18 protein-coding genes are annotated in these 17,869 nt (G+C 64.5%); 12 read left to right on the top strand and 6 right to left on the bottom strand.

Annotated features, from left to right (window positions below; translation table 11 throughout):
* Window positions 1-172: 172 nt before the first annotated feature.
* Both argC and VGC77_RS07745 read right to left on the bottom strand, forming a co-directional pair.
* Complete coding sequence (gene argC / locus VGC77_RS07750; protein WP_331170995.1) at window positions 173-1,228, bottom strand: N-acetyl-gamma-glutamyl-phosphate reductase; 1,056 nt, start codon at window positions 1,226-1,228, stop codon at window positions 173-175.
* A complete protein-coding gene (locus VGC77_RS07745) occupies window positions 1,225-1,908 on the bottom strand; it encodes an FMN-binding negative transcriptional regulator (RefSeq protein ID WP_331170994.1) in 684 nt (227 codons plus the stop codon). The genes argC and VGC77_RS07745 overlap by 4 nt, the downstream gene beginning before the upstream one ends.
* Before the next feature lie 354 nt (window positions 1,909-2,262).
* On the opposite strand from VGC77_RS07745, the gene VGC77_RS07740 reads away from it, so the two are divergent.
* The 3 genes from VGC77_RS07740 to VGC77_RS07730 all read left to right on the top strand — a co-directional run bounded on the left by VGC77_RS07740 (window position 2,263) and on the right by VGC77_RS07730 (window position 4,980).
* Entirely contained in the window at window positions 2,263-2,811 is a 549-nt protein-coding gene (locus VGC77_RS07740) for a TetR/AcrR family transcriptional regulator (protein WP_331170993.1), read from the top strand.
* A gap of 69 nt (window positions 2,812-2,880) precedes the next feature.
* Window positions 2,881-3,807, top strand: a complete 927-nt coding sequence (locus tag VGC77_RS07735) for a DMT family transporter (protein ID WP_331170992.1) — start codon at window positions 2,881-2,883, stop codon at window positions 3,805-3,807.
* 99 nt (window positions 3,808-3,906) lie between these two features.
* Window positions 3,907-4,980: an alpha/beta fold hydrolase gene (locus VGC77_RS07730; protein ID WP_331170991.1), complete on the top strand. Its 1,074-nt coding sequence runs from the start codon at window positions 3,907-3,909 to the stop codon at window positions 4,978-4,980.
* Window positions 4,981-4,994: 14 nt separating this feature from the next.
* Here VGC77_RS07730 and VGC77_RS07725 read toward each other — a convergent pair whose 3' ends face one another.
* Together VGC77_RS07725 and VGC77_RS07720 are read right to left on the bottom strand one after the other, a co-directional pair.
* Window positions 4,995-5,981 carry an MBL fold metallo-hydrolase gene (locus VGC77_RS07725; RefSeq protein WP_331170990.1) on the bottom strand — a complete coding sequence of 329 codons (987 nt, stop codon included), beginning with the start codon at window positions 5,979-5,981 and terminating at the stop codon, window positions 4,995-4,997.
* Window positions 5,982-6,103: 122 nt separating this feature from the next.
* Window positions 6,104-6,634 (bottom strand): DedA family protein, encoded by a 531-nt coding sequence (locus VGC77_RS07720; protein WP_331170989.1) that lies wholly within the window; start codon window positions 6,632-6,634, stop codon window positions 6,104-6,106.
* Window positions 6,635-6,892: 258 nt separating this feature from the next.
* Here VGC77_RS07720 and parE point away from each other — a divergent pair, with 258 nt between their 5' ends.
* Complete coding sequence (gene parE / locus VGC77_RS07715; RefSeq protein WP_331170988.1) at window positions 6,893-8,950, top strand: DNA topoisomerase IV subunit B; 2,058 nt, start codon at window positions 6,893-6,895, stop codon at window positions 8,948-8,950.
* 49 nt (window positions 8,951-8,999) lie between these two features.
* Here the strand turns inward: parE and VGC77_RS07710 are convergent, their stop codons facing one another.
* Window positions 9,000-9,527, bottom strand: a complete 528-nt coding sequence (locus VGC77_RS07710) for an REP-associated tyrosine transposase (protein WP_331170987.1) — start codon at window positions 9,525-9,527, stop codon at window positions 9,000-9,002.
* A gap of 191 nt (window positions 9,528-9,718) precedes the next feature.
* On the opposite strand from VGC77_RS07710, the gene VGC77_RS07705 reads away from it, so the two are divergent.
* Window positions 9,719-9,904, top strand: a complete 186-nt coding sequence (locus VGC77_RS07705) for a hypothetical protein (protein WP_331170986.1) — start codon at window positions 9,719-9,721, stop codon at window positions 9,902-9,904.
* Between the two features lie 16 nt (window positions 9,905-9,920).
* On the opposite strand, the gene VGC77_RS07700 is transcribed toward VGC77_RS07705, so the two are convergent.
* Window positions 9,921-10,514, bottom strand: coding sequence for a TetR/AcrR family transcriptional regulator (locus tag VGC77_RS07700; protein ID WP_331170985.1), 594 nt, complete (start codon window positions 10,512-10,514; stop codon window positions 9,921-9,923).
* A 131-nt stretch (window positions 10,515-10,645) separates the two neighbouring features.
* Between VGC77_RS07700 and VGC77_RS07695 the strand changes: the two genes are divergently transcribed.
* The 7 genes from VGC77_RS07695 to VGC77_RS07665 all read left to right on the top strand — a co-directional run bounded on the left by VGC77_RS07695 (window position 10,646) and on the right by VGC77_RS07665 (window position 17,694).
* Window positions 10,646-11,614, top strand: a complete 969-nt coding sequence (locus VGC77_RS07695; protein WP_331170984.1) for an SDR family NAD(P)-dependent oxidoreductase — start codon at window positions 10,646-10,648, stop codon at window positions 11,612-11,614.
* A 133-nt stretch (window positions 11,615-11,747) separates the two neighbouring features.
* A complete protein-coding gene (locus tag VGC77_RS07690) occupies window positions 11,748-12,131 on the top strand; it encodes a hypothetical protein (protein ID WP_331170983.1) in 384 nt (127 codons plus the stop codon).
* A gap of 305 nt (window positions 12,132-12,436) precedes the next feature.
* On the top strand, window positions 12,437-13,072 hold the full coding sequence (locus VGC77_RS07685) for an MT-A70 family methyltransferase (protein ID WP_331170982.1): 636 nt from the start codon (window positions 12,437-12,439) through the stop codon (window positions 13,070-13,072).
* Between the two features lie 44 nt (window positions 13,073-13,116).
* The gene (locus VGC77_RS07680; RefSeq protein WP_331170981.1) at window positions 13,117-14,208 is read left to right on the top strand and encodes a hypothetical protein; all 1,092 of its coding nucleotides are present in this window, start codon (window positions 13,117-13,119) and stop codon (window positions 14,206-14,208) included.
* Window positions 14,205-14,660, top strand: coding sequence for a type II toxin-antitoxin system VapC family toxin (locus VGC77_RS07675; RefSeq protein ID WP_331170980.1), 456 nt, complete (start codon window positions 14,205-14,207; stop codon window positions 14,658-14,660). The genes VGC77_RS07680 and VGC77_RS07675 overlap by 4 nt, the downstream gene beginning before the upstream one ends.
* Before the next feature lie 335 nt (window positions 14,661-14,995).
* Entirely contained in the window at window positions 14,996-16,477 is a 1,482-nt protein-coding gene (locus VGC77_RS07670) for a DEAD/DEAH box helicase (protein WP_331170979.1), read from the top strand.
* Window positions 16,478-16,626: 149 nt separating this feature from the next.
* A complete protein-coding gene (locus tag VGC77_RS07665) occupies window positions 16,627-17,694 on the top strand; it encodes a GGDEF domain-containing protein (protein WP_331170978.1) in 1,068 nt (355 codons plus the stop codon).
* Window positions 17,695-17,869: the final 175 nt, after the last annotated feature.

Here is a 17,869-nt window from a genome sequence, read left to right as displayed (position 1 = left end):
GTCGATCTGCGCCAGCATGCGACACCCCCGTCAAAATCGAAGTGTCGCAAGACAGATCACACGAATTCCCGATTCTGGAATCCCCCCAGCAACACCCGAGTCAATCCGTCGCACCCAAGATGTGTGCATGCCTTAGTGCGTGCGCAGGGACGACGCGTTGATAAGCCGCGCCTTATGGAAACATCGCCGGCTGATCGATCCCGGTCGACTCCACGAATCCCAGCATCAGATTCATGTTCTGCACCGCCTGCCCCGACGCGCCCTTGGTGAGATTGTCGAGCACGCTCACGATGATGGCGCGGCCCTCGATGCGGTCGGCGGCGACCCCGATCATGGTCATGTTGGAACCGCGGACGTGCCTGGTGTGCGGCGTCTGGCCGAACGGCAGCACATGCACGAACGGCTCCTTGGCATAGGTCTCGACCAGAATCGCATGCAGCTCCTGCGCGGTCTTGCCGCGCCGGCCCCGCACATAGATCGTCGACAGGATGCCGCGGTTGATCGGCAGCAGATGCGGCGTGAACGACACCACCACCGGCTTGCCGGCGGCCTTGGAGAATTCCTGGTCGAGCTCCGCCATGTGGCGATGCTGGCCGACGCCATAGGCGTTGAAGCCCTCGGAGACCTCCGAGAACAGCATCGCCTCCTTGGCCGAGCGGCCGGCGCCGGTCATGCCGGACTTGGCGTCGATCACGATCTCGTCGGGCTCGATCGCCTTGGCCTTCAGCAGCGGCACCAGCGGCAATTGCGCGCAACTCGTGTAGCAGCCGGGATTGGCGACCAGCCGCGCCTTCTTGATATCGCGGCGATAGACTTCGACCAGGCCGTACACCGCCTCCTTTTGCAGCTCCAGCGCCTGGTGCTCGTGGCCGTACCATTTGGCATAGGCCGCGGCATCCTCGAGCCGGAAGTCGGCCGACAGGTCCACCACCTTGGTCGCCGGCGCCTTGGCCAAAAGATCCTTCAGCACCAGTTGCGTGGTGGCGTGCGGCAGCGCGCAGAACACCAGGTCGAGCTGAAGCGCCGCCCAATCGACGCCGTCGATCGCCACCAATTGCGGCAGCTCGTAGGGCGCGAATTGCGGGAACACGTCGCCCATCGCCTGCCCGGCCCGGCGGTCGGCGGTGAGCAGCACCAGATCCACCTTGGGGTGGCGCAGCAACAGCCGCACCAGTTCCGCGCCGGTGTAGCCGGAGGCGCCGAGGATGCCGATCTTCTTCTTTGTCATCTGCTCTCTCCCGCGGCCATCGCCGCGTCGGTGGTCGAGTTGGTGTCTGCAAAAAGTTGCGGCCGCATCGCGCGCAGCCGTTGCGCCACGCTCTGCGCGCCGGGATCGCTGCGCCCGGACAAGGCCGCCGTCACCGCGAGGTGATCGGCGTCGGATTTGTGCTGGTTCAGCTTGAAGCTGACCTCCACCTGGTCCACCCTCATCATCACGCCCACGATCACCCGCTGCATCGCCTCGCGCCGTCCCGCCGCCATGTCCGCGAAGCGCCACGGCGGCTTTGGCGCCAGCGTGCTTTCGAACGCCGCGCTCACGGCGTCAAGATGCCGGCTGAGTTCGGCCTCCGACATCAGCGCCGCCGGCCCGCTCAGATGGACGCTCTGATAGAGCCAGGTCGGCACCTGTTCCGGCGAGGCGTACCAGTCGGCTGAGACATAGGCGTCGGCGCCGTTCACCGCCATCAGCCACGGCGTGCGGCCGTCGCCAAGCCGGGTGAGCGGGTTGTGCCTTGCCACGTGGAACGACAACAGCGGCGTGCCGTCGGAGGAAAATTCGATCGCGAACGGCACCGCGGCGCCGACCGGCCTGCCGCCGTCCCAAGCGCAGACGGTGCCGAAGCCGCGCGCCGCCGCAAAGCCGAGCATGATGGCGCGATCGGGCTGAAATCTCGGTGGCGTGTACATGGCGGAGCTCCTGGGTGAAGGAGCCGCCGGACCAGACCACGAGAGATTTGAAAAAACCTGCCGCGGAAAGCTCCGGCGGCAGGAAGGTCGATCGCTGGACGTCAGTTCAAGACGCGCAACACCGCTCCTGCCGCGAGATGCGGCGGCGGGTGGTAGCGGCGGCTTTCGACAGGATCGACATGGCGGCGGTGATACGGCCTCGCCCGGAATGCGTCAAGCCGATTTCGCCGTGGAACCGCCGGCAGCCGCCGCCTTGAATATCACGACCGTTCGGTCTATATAGGAGCGATGACAGCGCAACCAGCATCTCTAGCAGCGCGTGGCCGTCCTCGTGAGTTCGATCCGGACGTCGCCGTGGCACGCGCCATGGACGTGTTCTGGAACCAGGGTTATCAGGGCACCTCGCTGCCCGATCTGCTGCAGGCGACGAAGCTGTCGCGCGGCAGCCTTTACGCCGCGTTCGGCGACAAGCACGGGCTATTCTTGCTCGCGCTCGACCGCTATATCGAGCAGGCACTGGCGCGTGTCGATGCCGACCTTGATCCGCGCGAAGCGGCGCTGGCGGGCGTGCGGGCCTGCATCTCGGGCTACGTCGAGCGAACCAGCGGCGTCAACGGCAAGCGCGGCTGCCTGGTGGTGGCGACCGCGATGGAACTGTCGGCCCATGACGTCGAGGTCGAGCGCCGGATCCGGCGGTTTTTCAGGGCGATGGAGGCGCGGCTCACCGCGGCCTTGACGCGGGCGCAGACGGCGGGGGAGTTGGCCGCCGGCGTCGAGCCCGCGACCGCCGCCCGCATGCTGCTGTGCCTGTTCGAAGGATTGCGGGTGGTCGGCAAGAGCAGTCCAAATCGTGCGGCGTCGCAAGCCGCCGCCGACATGCTGCTCGACCGTCTCATGAAATAAAGCATCGCACGATCAAACCATCTCACGGCGTGCGTATTTATAGACCAAACAGTCGCGAAAGAGGGCATGATGACTCCCACCCAGGTCGCCTGCGCCGTTCTGGTGCCCCTGCTGTGGGGACTGCAGTTCGTTGTCATCAAGATCGGCCTTGCGGCTTTTCCGCCGCTGTTCTTCGTCGGTCTGCGCTTCGCGGTGGTGGCGGCGCTATTGCTTCCGTTCGTCGGCCGGCCGACCCGGCGCGAGCTTTGGCCGATGATCGCCATCTCGGTCTTCATCGGCGGAATGAACTTCGCGCTGATCTTCGTCGGGTTGGGGCGCGGGCTCGCCAGCGTAGCGTCGGTCGCCAACCAGCTGTCGACGCCGTTCACGATCCTGCTCGCCTGGCCGATGCTTCATGAACGGCCGTCGCTCCGTGTCGGCGGCGGTGTTGCCCTCGCCTTCTCGGGCGTGGCGCTGACGGTGGTAGGGCCGAACGCCCCGGTGGCGGTGGTGCCGACGCTGCTGGTGATCGGCGCCGGCTTCGCGCTTGCCGTCGGCACCGTGCTGACCAAGCGTTATGGCCCGTTCGAGCCGCTGAAGCTGATGGCGTGGATATCGCTCTTCACCGTGCCCCAGGTGCTGTCAATGTCCGCCGTGCTGGAGCACGGACAGCTTGCCTCGCTCGCCACGGCGATGCCGGCGGCGTGGCTCGCCCTCGGCTACACGGTGCTGTTCGGCGCCATCGTCGGCTTCGGCCTGTGGTTCTGGTTGATCGCCACGTGCTCGATGGCGCGCGTGGCGCCCTTCGCGCTGCTGCAGACCGTGTTCGCGATCGCCGCGGGCGTCGTCTTTCTGCACGAACCGCTGACCATCCCGCTCGTCGCGGGGGCGGTGATCTGCATCGCGGGCGTCGCCCTCAGTCAGAGCCGCCCGTTCGCGCGACGCGGCGCGGTGTGCAGCGTCCCGGCCCGGCACCCGTCGGACGCCCGCGCCGAATCCATTCCTCCGCTGCGGTGATACACCGTGCATCGCCTGCCGATTGCTACTTACGAATTTCATCATCGCGACCTAGACTTCGGCGGAATCCACGCAACATTGGGGATGCCGATGGCCTCCATGATGACGGTTGTCACCGCCGCGGCGCTCGGCATCCGAATGCTGCTGGCGGCCCTGCCGGCGCAGGCCGGCGAGCTGACCCGCAGCGACTTTCGCGTCACCACCGCCGATGGAGTTGGCATTCGGGTCCGCGAATTGCGGCCCGCCGCGCTGCGCGATCGCGAGCCGCTGATCCTGGTGCATGGCGCCCGGGTCGCCGGCCTCGCCTCGTTCGATCTCGACGTCCCCGGCGGCTCGCTCGCCGCCGATCTCGCCGGCCGGCTCGGCCGCGCCGTGTATATTCTCGACGCCCGCGGCTATGGCGGCTCCGACCGCGCCGCGGCGATGCAGCGCCCGCCCGAGCAGAGCCGGCCGCTGTCGCGGGGCTTCCAGGTGGTCCGAGACATCGACGCGGTGGCCGAGGCGGCACGGCGGCGCAGCGGCGGGGCCGCCGTCGCCCTGCTCGGCTGGGCCACCGGCGGGATGTGGGCGGCGTATTACGCCTCGCTGTGGCCGGAGCGGGTCTCCCATCTGGTGACTCTGAATGCGTTGTACGGCGGCAGCGCAAATCATCCGGCATTCGGGCCGGGCTCCGCCAATGCCGATCCGGCGCGGCCCGACCGGCTGTCGCCCAGGATCGGCGGCTACGCGCTCAATCCGGCGGCGTCGCTATGGCCGTCCTGGGATCGCAGCATCCCGATCGAGGACAAGGCGGCCTGGCGCGATCCGGCGATCAAGGACGCCTATGCCCGCGCCGCGCTGGCCAGCGATCCCGAGGCCGCGCAGCGCCAGCCGCCGGCGTTCCGCGCGCCGCAGGGCGCCATCGAGGACAGCTTCTATCAGGCCAATGGCCGGCGGCTGTTCGACGCCTCGACCATCACCGCGCCGACGCTGCTGATCCGCTCCGAGCTGGATTTCTGGAGCCGGCCCGAGGACGCCGAGACGTTCGCCCACGACGCGGTGCATGCCCGGCAATTGCGGGTGGTGACGCTGCCGCAGGCGACGCACTACGTCCATCTCGACCGCGCCGGGCGCGGCCGCGACGCGCTGCTGCGCGAGCTGGTGGATTTCCTCGGCGGCAGCGGCAGCGAGTAACCCGCCGTCGCCCCTCAGATCGTCGGGCTCCACAGTGCCGGCACCAGGCGATAGCCGGCGCCGTCCTTCTCGATATTGCCGAGTCCCGGGAACGGATAGTGATAGCCCTGCACCTGCAGTTTCTCGGCCACCAACATGTCGTAGACCTTGCGGCGGGTGGCTTCGGCGACGTCGGGGATCTGATCGAAGGTGACGTGCCAGCCCGGATTGCGCACGAACAGGTCCGGATTGTTGGTGACGTCGGACTGGATGAACACGCGGTCGTTGCCGGACGACAGCACGAACGAGGTGTGGCCGGGGGTATGGCCGACGGTTTCCACCGCGAGCAGCCCGGGCGCGACGTCCCTGCCCCACTCATACGGCGTCACCTTGCGCTTCAAGGCGTCGAACACCCGGCGGTTGTCGGCGAACACCGCCTGCATCCGGCCCGCCGGCGCCCGGCTCATCTCGCCGTCGTCCATGAAGAACTTCCATTCCGCCGCCGGCACCAGGATCTCGGCGTTGGGAAACGCCGGCTGGTTGTCGGCGGTGAGCAGGCCATCGACATGGTCGCCGTGGAAATGCGAGATCACCACGGTATCGACGGCTTTGGGATCGAGTCCGGCGGCGGCGCTGTTGGCGGTGAACTGGCCGATCGCGCCCTTGCTCTTCTCGAACGCCGCAGCCCCGTTGCCGGTGTCGACCAGCACGGTCTTGCCGCCGGTGTTCAGCAGCAACGGCCCGAACGAGATGGTGATCTTGTCCTTGGGCCGGAACGCCTTGTCGAGCGCTTGGTTGACCTCGTCGCGGTCGGCATTGAGCACGAATTTGTCGGCCAGCGGCATGGTCGCGGCGCCGTCGGACACCACCGTCACCAGAATATCGCCGACCTTGTAGCGATAGAAACTCGGGGCCTGTTTTTCGACCGGCGGTGCTGCAGCCAAAGCCGGCGCGCGCGACAGCAACGGCGCAGCGGCCAGCACGGCGGCTCCGGTCAGGGCATGGCGTCGTGATAGCTTCATGGCGGAATTCTCCCTCACTTTCGAAGGCGCCGCACGCCGCGGGCCGTCGATCCCGATGACAAATCTAGATGACAAATCTAGCAGCCTTTGCGTGACGCCGCGACGGCGCCGCGCGGCCGACCTTACAGCGCCTGCCACAGCCATTGCACGATCAGCGCGATCACATCGCCGAACAGCAGAAGCACCGCAGCCCACACCAGCGCGGAGACGAAATTGGCGATCTGGAACGACCAATACGGCATCTCGAAGATCCCCGCCGCCAGCGGCACCGAGGCGCGCAACGGCCCGAAGAACCGGCCGATGAAGATGCCCGGCACCCCCCATTTGCGCACGAAGGCTTCGCCGCGCGGCAGCAGTCGAGGATACAGCGACAGCGGCCAGATCTGCGCCACCTGCTCCTTGTAGCGATAGCCGAACCAGTAGGACAGCCAGTCGCCGAGCCCGGCGCCGAGTGCGCCGGCGAGGCAGATCGGCCAGAACGACAACCCGCTCGGCCCGATCAGCGCGCCGATCGCCACCAGCGCGCCCCAGGCCGGGATCAGCAGGGAAATGAACGCCAGCGATTCGCCGAACGCCAGCGCCAGCACGATGGGCGCGGCCCAGGCCTGGTGCAGGCGCACGAACTCGATCAGATCGCGCACCGCGCCTTCCATAGTCCAACTGCCTCAACCTGCCGCCGCGATCCCTGCGGCCCACTTGCAACCTTCGGGCAACGCCTGCCCGCGGACAGCTACGCCGGGCGCCGCGATCACATCAAGTCACAAAACCGGATGCGAAATCCTGATTGTGCAGCGCAGCATCCGCGCACCCGGCGGCTGGCGCAGACCCGGCGTCACATTTGCAACCCTTCCGTGGCATAGTCAGGGTCACCGATTCGCATCCCGCCATTTGCGCGCAAGACATTAGGACCCATGGCCAAGGCATTGAAGGCAAACACCAAGTCGAAGGCGGCAGAGGATCTTTTCGGAGCTCCGCAGGCGAAACTTGCGGCTGCTCCGAAGCCGGCCGCGCGGGCACCGAGCGCCGAGGGCGATTATACCGCCGCCGACATCGAGGTGCTGGAGGGGCTGGAGCCGGTGCGGCGCCGGCCCGGCATGTATATCGGCGGCACCGACGAAAAGGCGCTGCACCATCTGTTCGCCGAGGTGATCGACAATTGCATGGACGAGGCCCTGGCCGGCCACGCCTCCTTCATCGAGGTGGAGCTTTCCGCCGACGGCTTCCTCACCGTGACCGACAACGGCCGCGGCATCCCGGTCGATCCGCATCCTAAGTTCCCGAAAAAGAGCGCGCTCGAAGTCATCATGTGCACGCTGCATTCCGGCGGCAAGTTCGACAGCAAGGTCTACGAGACCTCGGGTGGCTTGCACGGCGTCGGCGTCAGCGTGGTCAATGCGCTGTCCTCGCTGCTCGAGGTCGAGGTGGCGCGCGGCCAACAGCTCTACAAGATGACGTTCGAGCGCGGCCTGCCGAAGGGCAAACTGGAAAGCCTCGGCAAGGTCAACAATCGCCGCGGCACCAAGATCCGCTTCAAGCCGGACGCGCAGATCTTCGGGGCGAAGGCGGCATTCAAGCCGCAGCGGCTGTTCAAGATGGCGCGCTCCAAGGCCTATCTATTCGGCGGCGTCGAGATCCGCTGGCACTGCGATCCGGAACTATTGAAGGGTCTCGAAGGCGTGCCGGCGGAAGACACCTTCCATTTTCCCGGCGGGCTGAAGGACTTTCTCGGCGCCGCGATCCACAGCGATACGTTGGTGCATCCCGACATCTTCTCCGGCCGCTCCGGCCGGGTCGGCGCCCATGGCGGCTGCGAATGGGCGGTGGCCTGGACCGCGGACGCCGACGGCTTTCTCTCCTCCTATTGCAACACCGTGCCGACACCGGACGGCGGCACCCACGAAGCCGGCATGCGCTCTGCCCTGCTCCGCGGCCTCAAGGACCACGCCGAGCGCGCCGGCCAGGGCAAGCGCGCCTCGTCGATCACTTCGGAAGACGTCATGGTCGGCGCCGCGGTGATGCTGAGCGTATTCGTGCGCGAGCCGGAATTCCAGGGCCAGACCAAGGATCGCCTCGCCACTGCCGAAGCGCAGAAGATCGTCGAACAGGCGATCAAGGACCCGTTCGACCATTGGCTGTCGGGCAATCCACTGCAGGCCAACAAGCTCCTGGAATTCGTGCTGGAGCGCGCCGACGAGCGGCTGCGCCGTCGCGCCGAAAAGGAAATCTCGCGCAAGACCGCGGTGAAGAAGCTGAGGCTGCCCGGCAAGCTCGCCGACTGCACCAACACCGCCGCCGAAGGCTCCGAACTGTTCATCGTCGAAGGCGATTCGGCCGGCGGCAGCGCCAAGCAGGCGCGCGACCGCAAGACCCAGGCCATTCTGCCGTTGCGCGGCAAGATCCTCAACGTCGCCTCGGCGACCCGCGACAAACTCACCGCCAACGCCCAGCTTTCCGATCTGATGCAGGCGATCGGCTGCGGCACCGGGGCGAACTACCGCGAGGACGATCTGCGCTACGCGCGGATCATCGTGATGACCGACGCCGACGTCGACGGCGCGCATATCGCCTCCTTGCTGATCACTTTCTTCTACCGGCAGATGCCGAAGCTGATCGACGAAGGCCATCTCTATCTGGCGGTGCCGCCGCTGTATCGCCTCACCCACGGCAGCAAGACGGTGTATGCCCGTGACGACGCCCACAAGGATGAGCTGTTGAAGAAGGAATTCAACGCCAACGCCAAGGTCGACGTCGGCCGCTTCAAGGGCCTCGGCGAAATGATGCCGGCGCAATTGAAGGAAACCACGATGGACCCGGCCAAGCGCACGCTGTTGCGCGTGGTGCTGGTGGCCGACGACCGCGACGGCACTGCGGATTCGGTGGAGCGGCTGATGGGCAGCAAGGCCGACGCCCGCTTCGCCTTCATCTCGGAAAACGCCGAATTCGCCAGCGACGATCTGCTGGACGTGTGAGACGGCCTTTGTAGGGTGGGCAAAGGCGCGCTTGCGCCGTGCCCACCAACTACTCGCCGAAAGGCCCTTCGTTGCTCCGCATGTCGCCGCCCCAATCGGCGGGCAGCAGGCCTCGCGCCACATAGCGATGAAAGCTGCTATGCGGCCAATCCCGGACACGCGGCACGTAGCCGTGCTTGACCGGATTGAAATGGATATAGTCGACATGCCGTGCGAGGTCGGCCTCGTTGCGAATGGCGTGTTCCCAGTAACGCCGCTGCCATAGGCCTTTCTCGCGCTTGGCCAGCTTGCTGGCGGAGCGCGTTGGCGAAGCGGCCATTGCGCGCGAGAAGCCGCTCTTGATCAGGCTCCAGCGCGTGGCGAAATCGGCGTCGCCGGCGGGGAGCGACCAAATGGCGTGGAGATGATCGGGAAGGACGCAGATCGCGATCGTTTCAAACGGGCGGCGGTCTGCCACCAGACGATAGGCGTTTCGCAGCACGCTACGCTCGATCAGCAGGCCGCTCGGTCGTTCCGCAAGTACGACCGTGAAGAAGTATACGCTGCCTTCGAGCCAGGCTCTGCGATATTGCGGCATGTCCGAGCATTGCCGGTGAGGTGGGCACGCGTCGACTTGCTACCCTAGCGAGATTGGTGGGCACGGCGCAAGTGCGCCTTTGCCCACCCTACGAATCTGACTACGGCAAATGGATAATGGCAATTTGCATTTTGCCGCTCCGGCACTACGATCTCATCGGCGGCTTTCGCCTCGATATTTGCGAGCCTCCCATGCGCATCCTGCTGCTGATCGTCGGTATCCTCACGCTGTTGATCGGACTGATCTGGACCGGGCAAGGCGCCGGTCTGATCCACTGGCCGGAAACCAGCTTCATGATCAACCAGGCGAAATGGATGTATTACGGCGGTGCTACCGCGCTCGGCGGCGCGGTGCTGATCTTTCTGTCGCGGCGCTAGCGCGCGGCGCCGCGCGCTATTTGTCGGTCGCGGGCCGCCGCACCCCGGCGATCAGGATGTCGACCAGCCGCCTGGCAGAGGCCTGCCAGTTCGGCGCCGAGCTGATGTTGGCGACCCCGGCCAGCGCGCGCAACAGATCCAGCGGATCGAGCTCGAACTGGATGTCGCCGCTGGCGACCGCGCGGTCCACCAGCATGGCGATCGCGGCTTTGATCTTGGCGCCGGATTCCGCATAGAGCTCGGAGCTGCCGCCGACCATCGAGCCCAACAGCCCGGCCATCAGCTGCTTGGTGGCGATGTGATCGACGAACATCCGCATCCACGCCCGCAACGCCTCGACCGGCGGATGGCCGGCGGCGAGTTCGGTCGCGGCATCGGCCAGCCGCTGCGTCTCGGCGCGATACACCGCTTCGACCAGCGCGTCGCGGGTTGGAAAGTGCCGGTACAGCGTGCCGATGCCGACCCCGGCCTGCCGGGCGATGTCCTCCAGGCTGGTCCCCACCCCATTCTGCGCGAACGCCGTCTTGGCGATCGACAACAGCCGGGCGCGGTTGCGCAGGGCATCGCTGCGCGGTGCGCGCCGGACGGTCGGTTTGCCCGCTCGGGCCAATTTCAGCTCGCCTCTTGATAAACGGAGGATGCCTCCGCATATAACCGGAGACGGCCTCCACTTATACACCAAACCTCGATCGGCCAAAGCCCGGTTTGCGGGGCGCGTCGGACACAGGACAAGGACACATCATGGCTTCCCCTTTCGATGCCACCTCCACCACCGACGACGTGCTTGCCGGCGTCGATCTTTCCGGCAAACGGATTCTCGTCACCGGCGTCTCCGCCGGGCTCGGCGTCGAGACCGCGCGCAGCCTCGCCGCGCGTGGCGCGCGGGTGGTCGGCGCCGCCCGCAATCTCGCCAAGGCAGAGGCCGCGACCGCGCAGGTCCGCGCCGACGCCCGGCATGGCGGCGGCCTCGAACTGATCGAACTGGATCTGGCCTCGCTGAAAAGCGTGCGGGCCTGCGCCGACGCGCTGCTGGCCGCCGGCAAACCGTTCGATCTGGTGATCAGCAATGCCGGCGTGATGGCGACGCCGTTCGGCCACACCGCGGACGGTTTCGAGACCCAGTTCGGCACCAACCACCTGGGCCATTTCGTGCTGGTCAACCGCATCGCCGCGCTGCTGACGCCCGGCGCGCGGCTGGTCAACGTCGCCTCCTCCGGGCATCGCTTTGCCGACGTCGATCTCGACGATCCAAACTTCGAACGCACCGCTTATGAGCCGTTCGTCGGCTATGGCCGCTCCAAGACCGCCAACATCCTGTTCGCGGTGGAGTTCGACCGCCGCCACAAGGCGCGCGGCGTGCGCGCCACCGCGCTGCATCCCGGCGGCATCCAGACCGAACTCGGCCGCCACATCGGCGCGGCCACGCTCGAGGCCATGGTGGCAAAGATCAACGCCGACCTCGCCGCCGGCGGCAAGCCGCCGTTCCAGTTCAAGAGCATCCCGCAAGGGGCCGCGACCTCGGTGTGGGCCGGCGTGGTCGCCAAGGCCGATGAGGTCGGCGGCCGCTATTGCGAGAACTGCCACGTCTCCGAGGTCACCGACGGGCTGATCAACCCGATCGCCGAAGGCGTGCGCCGCTACGCGCTCGACGCCGACCGCGCCCGCGCGCTGTGGGCCAAGAGCGAGGAGATGGTCGGCGAGCGGTTCTGAGCCGCCGCTCACGATCGCTGCGCCCGCGCCGCTGCCGCCCTCCGGCAGCGGCGAAACCCGCGGCGATCGGCGCCGGCGAGCCGGAACGAAGCCGGGGCGATCGGCATTGACGGTGCAGCCTGGAGGATCACCGATGCGGCGCCATCTGTTGATCGCGATCGCCCTGTTCGGCCTCGGCGGCCCCGCCGCGGCGCAGGGCTGGCAGCGCTATCAGGTGCCGTCGAGCGGAACCAGGGTCGAGATCCCGACCGAGATTTTCAGCGAAGACGCCGGCGCCGTGGAGACCGGCGCCGGCCGCCACTTTGTCACCGCCGATCACCGCGCCGATCTCACCGTGCAGTCGGTGCCGAACGCCGCGGGCGACACGCCGGCGGCGTTTCTCGCCAAGAGCGGCCGCCGCCCGGCATCATCTACCGCAGGATCACGCCGCGGTTCTTCGTGGTCTCCAGCATGCGCAACGGCCGGATCTGGTACAACCGCTGCAACCGCGGCCGCAGCGCAATGTATTGCGTGCTGATCAACTATCCGGAGGCGGAAAAACGCCGCTGGGACGGCGTCGTGACCCGGATCAGCCGGACGCTGGCCAGCGGCGCCTAGGTTATTCCGCGGTACGATGCGCCTTCGAGGTTTATTTGCCGAAGACGTCACACTCTGAGAAAAAGACAATGAATTAATAGGTCATGGAAATCTCGCACGCTGCTCAAGTCGCAGTTTTGAACCCTTGTTCGAAAGCAAAGAAGATAAAAATCCTAGCTTCCGCTTGTGGACGATCTGTACTATCGGTATCGGACCCTAGATTCTGTATGCAACGGTGAGGCGACGATGCCAGCAAGTTTGGATTTTGCCTCATGGTTGCACGGTCGCAAGTTTTCTACCATCCTTGCTGATCCGCCGTGGCGTTTCAAAAACAGTACAGGAAAAGTGGCGCCGGAACATCGCCGGCTGAGTCGGTACGGAACTCTCTCTCTCCAAGAGATCAAGGGCCTGCCTATCGCAAGCTCCGCCTCTGATACCGCGCATCTGTATCTCTGGGTTCCAAATGCTCTCCTGGCGGAAGGGCTCGACGTAATGAAGGAATGGGGATTCACCTATAAGTCGAATTTGGTCTGGCACAAAGTTAGAAAAGACGGCGGTTCGGACGGCCGTGGGGTGGGATTTTATTTTCGAAATGTTACCGAACTGGTGCTCTTTGGTGTGCGGGGGAAAAATGCACGCACTCTCGCTCCGGGCCGCCGTCAGGTAAATCTTCTCGCTACACAGAAGCGCGAGCACTCGCGAAAGCCAGACGAGCTCTATCCAATTATTGAAGCTTGCTCCTCAGGCCCGTATCTTGAGTTATTTGCGCGCGGGGCACGTAAAGGATGGGACAGCTGGGGGAATCAGGCAACTGATAGCTATCAACCCGATTGGCCGACCTATAAGAACAACAGCAGCGCGACGCTGCTTGCAGCTGAGTAATTGGTCTAGGTTAGGCAAGAGCCTTTCTCAGATTGAGACCGACGATGGCTGATCCTGTTGAAGAATGGCGCCCCGGAAGCTTTACGAAGAATTTCAGCTGGGGTTCTGAAAAAGGCCTCCAAAACTTACACGAGATTATTCGGATCGGCTTCGACAATAGTCTCGTTGATGTCCCTCGTGATGTCTTCAGAGAACGAGTGGCGCGCGCCAATCTCCCCGATTACATCCCTATAAATTTCTTTCTTTTCAATCGACTCAAGGCGACCGGCAGCTTCCTTATAGTTGACGAACTTGTTTTCCAAGCTATCAGCTTCGAGCACTCGGAGCGCTTTGATCGCCTGGGGCTATTCGCATTCATCCTTAGCATGGTGGGCTCTTGGAGAGGAGCCAAACCCTACCAAGAAAGGCCCGCCATGTGGGCCTATCACTATGTGGCAGATCGGATTGGCGGTGAGTTTAACTGGAACGCTTCACAGGTTTCTGCGGACGACATAGAAAAGTTTGTATTCAATGATCCGCGCTATCACGCGCAGGGAGCACGGAAACTCGCTACAAATCTAAACTACATGCTTAGAGTTGGGGGAATACAGAATTATGCGTCAAGAAGGGTCGAGCGCTGGTGGGTCGACGCATTATTTCTGGCCTTGGACCGAATAATTGAGACGCGGCACGCCCAGGGATCTGAGATTAAGCCCGAAAAATTTGAATCATACTTGGTAGCATCCGGGTTTAACTCAATAGCAGGACGGCGAAGCGTCGAAAAAGACCTGTGTATTAAACACATAGTCAAGCTCTACGAGGCCTGTGGTGAAAGAGGTCGCTTCGATGAAGAGGCTGTTCGCGAACTCACCGCGGTGAAGCTTCCCGACTTGGAGAATTGGCTTGCCAACGATCCCAGGCCAGTTGCAGCCATACACTTGAGCAATCCTCGCATCGTGAAGACGATTCCAAGAGCATGCGCCATGCTCGCAAAGGCCATAGGCTTTCTAACATTTGATGTCGATGATCTCGCCGAACTTGCCGTTGATGATCTTGTCCGCCAGAACCTAGAAACCGCTCTTCGCGACCTCAAAGAACAAGGCATTTCGCCAAGTATGTCGGCGGAGAACCTAATGAAACTTATGAGGGGCGAATGACCACGTTTGTCGACACAAATGTATTGATTTATCTACTCCGGCCGGAGGACGCGTTTCATGAATGGGCGAAGACCGTCGTGCAAGAATACCAATCCAAAGAGGGGCCATTGGTAATCTGCGACGTGGTGTTTTCCGAGTTTTCAGTTGGGATGGCTGATCTTGCGCAAGCGCGAGGGGCCATCGCACGCTTTAACATTCAACGATACCCATTTTCCGATGAGGTCCTTTTTAGAGCGGGGCGAGCCTTCAAAGCGCATCGCGAGCAAGGCGGTAAACGTTCAAATGTCCTTTCTGATTATCTGATTGGTGCACAAGCAGAGATTGAGGACGCCCCACTTCTCACGAATAATGCGAAAGAATTCTTATCCTATTTCCCTGCTGTCAAATTAATCCGGCCGCCTGTTCCCGAGCAACCAGGGCAGCCTAATAGTTCAGCGAAAGATTGCAGATAGGCCATTCAGGGTCGGTGCCGCAACCCGCGGCTGCCGCTAAATGAGGCGCATTTATCCGGAAACATTAAGCTTTTCGCGGCGTGCGGACACAAGGCGGATTGACTTTGGCCAATTCGCCCCTATGTTCCGGCTTGACGCGGCCCGGTATCGAAACGCGATTACTCGAGTAAGCCGCCTGTCAGCGTAGCTCATTCCCCGTGCAATTTTGCGTGCCGTTCCGGGGTTGGACGCGACAGTGAACGTCCGAGAATCAAACGGCGGTTCGACCAGAGGCGTGATCCCGAAAAGTGGTTGTCCGGTTTTCGGAGCCGATCATGCCCAATAACAGAGGCTCAATGTCTTTTACCCATCTCGGCCTGTCCGACAAGGTGCTCGCCGCCGTCGCGGCCACCGGCTACACCGCCCCGACCCCGATTCAGGACCAGGCCATTCCCCACGTGCTGGCCCGGCGCGACGTGCTGGGCATCGCCCAGACCGGCACCGGCAAGACCGCGGCCTTCGTGCTGCCGATGCTGACGCTGCTGGAAAAGGGTCGCGCCCGCGCCCGGATGCCGCGCACCCTGATCCTGGAGCCGACGCGAGAACTCGCCGCCCAGGTCAAGGAGCAGTTCGACAAATACGGCGCCGGCCAGAAACTCAACGTCGCGCTCTTGATCGGCGGCGTCTCGTTCGGCGACCAGGACACCAAGCTGACCCGCGGCGTCGACGTGCTGATCGCCACCCCGGGCCGGCTGCTCGATCACACCGAACGCGGCGGGCTGCTGCTCACCGGCGTCGAACTGTTGGTGATCGACGAAGCCGACCGCATGCTGGACATGGGTTTCATTCCCGACATCGAGCGGATCTGCAAACTGGTGCCGTTCACCCGGCAGACGCTGTTCTTCACCGCGACGATGCCCAACGAAATCCGCCGCATCACCGAAGCCTTCCTGCATAATCCGATCCGGATCGAGGTTTCCAAGCCGGCCTCCACCGCGGTCACCGTGACGCAGTCGCAGGTCGCCACCGGCCGCGAGCCGCATGAGAAGCGCGAGACGCTGCGCCGGCTGTTGCGCGACGCCAAGGACCTGCAGAACGCCATCATCTTCTGCAACAGGAAGCGCGAAGTCGCGCTGCTGGCGAAGTCGCTGCAAAAGCACGGCTTCAGCGTCGGCGCGCTGCACGGCGACATGGAGCAATCCGCCCGCACCGCGGCGCTCGAGGCCTTCCGCCACGGCGAATTGCCGATCCTGGTGGCCTCCGACGTCGCCGCCCGCGGCCTCGATATTCCCGAAGTCAGCCACGTCATCAATTTCGACGTGCCGCATCATCCCGACGACTACGTGCATCGCATCGGCCGCACCGGCCGCGCCGGCCGCGCCGGCACCGCGATCTCGATCGTTTGTCCGGCTGATACCAAGTCGATCGCCGCGATCGAGAAGCTGATCGGCCAGGACATTCCCAAGGCCGACCTCGGGGTCAGCGACTTCGTTGAAACCACGGTTGAAGAAGCCCCCGCAAGGCGTTCGCGTAGCTCGCGGAAACCTTCCGAGTCGCGTGGCCGCGACGAGCGTGGCGCGGACTCCCATGGGCACGAGGAGCGCAAGCCGCGCCGCGAGCGCAGCCGCAATGACCGTGCCGAGCGCAGCCACGAGCCGCGACGCAGCGAAGAGCCCGCCGCCAAGCCGTTTGTCCCGCCGGTGCCGTTGCCACCGTCGCAGACCCCGTCGATCGGTCGTACTCCCGCACCGCGGCCGTCGCGCGAGCCGGATCTGGAGCCGGCCGATCACTCGCATCTGCCGGCCTTCCTGCTGCGCCCGGTGCGCGCCCGCGGCTGATCCCGCGGTTAGCCCGGTTCGGCCCTTAGGGGAATGTACGGATCGTTTACCCGGCGTTCACCGCTGCGACGTAGCTTGACCTGATACTAACGGCGTTATTGCCGCGGTCGAGGTTTCGGGCAACGTCGCCCGCAGCAGGGACGCGAAAAGTGGTTGCACCCAAGGACGAGCACGAGCGCACCCTGGCCTTCGCCGAGGTCGCGCTGCGGCAGATCAGGTCGCTGCGCCAGGAGGCGGTGCCGCGCAACTACGAGATCTGGTACGTCTATGCGACCGGCCACAACGCCCCGCTCAACAAGATCATCAACGAGACGCTGGCCCGCAACGGCCGGCTGACCGAGTCCGACCTCGAACAGATCTACGACACTTACTTGTCGCACGGCCGCGCCACCGACCGCATCGACAAGATCGGCGCCCGCGTCGTCAGCGAGATCGAGGACGTGATGTCGCTGATCACCGACGCGCTCGGGCTGACCGCGAGCTTCGGCGACAATCTCAACGGCGCCAACCAGAAGCTGTCGCTGGCCAAGGATCGCGACCAGGTCAAGACCGTGGTGGAACGGCTGGTGGCCTCGACCTTCGAGATGCAGCGCGCCAACAACGCGCTGGAGACCAGGCTGTCGACCTCGCGGCTGGAGATCAACAATCTGCAGCACAATCTCGAGGCGATCCGCGCCGAGAGCCTGACCGATCCCCTCACCGGGCTCGGCAACCGCAAGCATTTCGATCGCGCGGTCGACGACGCGGTGCGCTACGCCGCGGCCTCCCGCCAGCCGCTGGCGCTGTTGATGATCGACATCGATCACTTCAAATCCTTCAACGACACCTACGGCCATCTCACCGGCGACCAGGTGCTGCGGCTGGTCGGCATGGCGCTGAAGCAGAGCATCAACGGCCGCGATATCATGGCGCGTTACGGCGGCGAGGAATTCGCCGTGGTGCTGCCCGACACCAGCCTGCAGCAGGCGATCGCGGTCGCCGAAAACATCCGGCAGGCCGTGACCTCGAAGGAATTGAAGAAGAAATCCACCGGCGAAATCTTGGGCCGGGTCACCATCTCGGTGGGGGTGTCGGCGCTTAAGGCCGACGACGACACCGACTCGCTGATCGAGCGCGCCGACGCCTGCCTGTACGTCGCCAAGCGCAACGGCCGCAACCGGGTGGTGTGCGAGGCCGACCGCGACGATCACGGCCACGACCGCATCCAGGTGGCGTGAGCGAGGTCGCTGCGGTCGCCGCTATTTGCAAGCGAGCGCCGTCATCCTTGTAACTTAAATTCTGCTGGGCGAGGCGGTAGGCTGTCTCGCGCGGTGGCGGACGAGAGACCGGGTCATCCGAGGGCTTTGAAGCCCGAACCTCAGCTTGGGCCTTCGTCCGTCGTTCCATCGAACC

Source organism: Rhodopseudomonas sp. (assembly GCF_036404135.1).
GTDB lineage: Bacteria > Pseudomonadota > Alphaproteobacteria > Rhizobiales > Xanthobacteraceae > Rhodopseudomonas_A.
This window is presented reverse-complemented; position numbering and strand designations above follow the sequence as displayed.

Excerpts from the sequence above, each read along its gene's own strand:
- VGC77_RS07670 (WP_331170979.1), top strand. The coding sequence starts at position 14,996 with ATGTCTTTTACCCATCTCGGCCTGTCCGACAAGGTGCTCGCCGCCGTC.
- VGC77_RS07710 (WP_331170987.1), bottom strand. The coding sequence starts at position 9,527 with ATGCCGCAATATCGCAGAGCCTGGCTCGAAGGCAGCGTATACTTCTTC.
- argC (WP_331170995.1), bottom strand. The coding sequence starts at position 1,228 with ATGACAAAGAAGAAGATCGGCATCCTCGGCGCCTCCGGCTACACCGGC.
- VGC77_RS07735 (WP_331170992.1), top strand. The coding sequence starts at position 2,881 with ATGACTCCCACCCAGGTCGCCTGCGCCGTTCTGGTGCCCCTGCTGTGG.
- VGC77_RS07675 (WP_331170980.1), top strand. The coding sequence starts at position 14,205 with ATGACCACGTTTGTCGACACAAATGTATTGATTTATCTACTCCGGCCG.
- VGC77_RS07690 (WP_331170983.1), top strand. The coding sequence starts at position 11,748 with ATGCGGCGCCATCTGTTGATCGCGATCGCCCTGTTCGGCCTCGGCGGC.
- VGC77_RS07705 (WP_331170986.1), top strand. The coding sequence starts at position 9,719 with ATGCGCATCCTGCTGCTGATCGTCGGTATCCTCACGCTGTTGATCGGA.
- VGC77_RS07745 (WP_331170994.1), bottom strand. The coding sequence starts at position 1,908 with ATGTACACGCCACCGAGATTTCAGCCCGATCGCGCCATCATGCTCGGC.
- VGC77_RS07720 (WP_331170989.1), bottom strand. The coding sequence starts at position 6,634 with ATGGAAGGCGCGGTGCGCGATCTGATCGAGTTCGTGCGCCTGCACCAG.
- parE (WP_331170988.1), top strand. The coding sequence starts at position 6,893 with ATGGCCAAGGCATTGAAGGCAAACACCAAGTCGAAGGCGGCAGAGGAT.
- VGC77_RS07695 (WP_331170984.1), top strand. The coding sequence starts at position 10,646 with ATGGCTTCCCCTTTCGATGCCACCTCCACCACCGACGACGTGCTTGCC.
- VGC77_RS07685 (WP_331170982.1), top strand. The coding sequence starts at position 12,437 with ATGCCAGCAAGTTTGGATTTTGCCTCATGGTTGCACGGTCGCAAGTTT.
- VGC77_RS07730 (WP_331170991.1), top strand. The coding sequence starts at position 3,907 with ATGATGACGGTTGTCACCGCCGCGGCGCTCGGCATCCGAATGCTGCTG.
- VGC77_RS07680 (WP_331170981.1), top strand. The coding sequence starts at position 13,117 with ATGGCTGATCCTGTTGAAGAATGGCGCCCCGGAAGCTTTACGAAGAAT.
- VGC77_RS07725 (WP_331170990.1), bottom strand. The coding sequence starts at position 5,981 with ATGAAGCTATCACGACGCCATGCCCTGACCGGAGCCGCCGTGCTGGCC.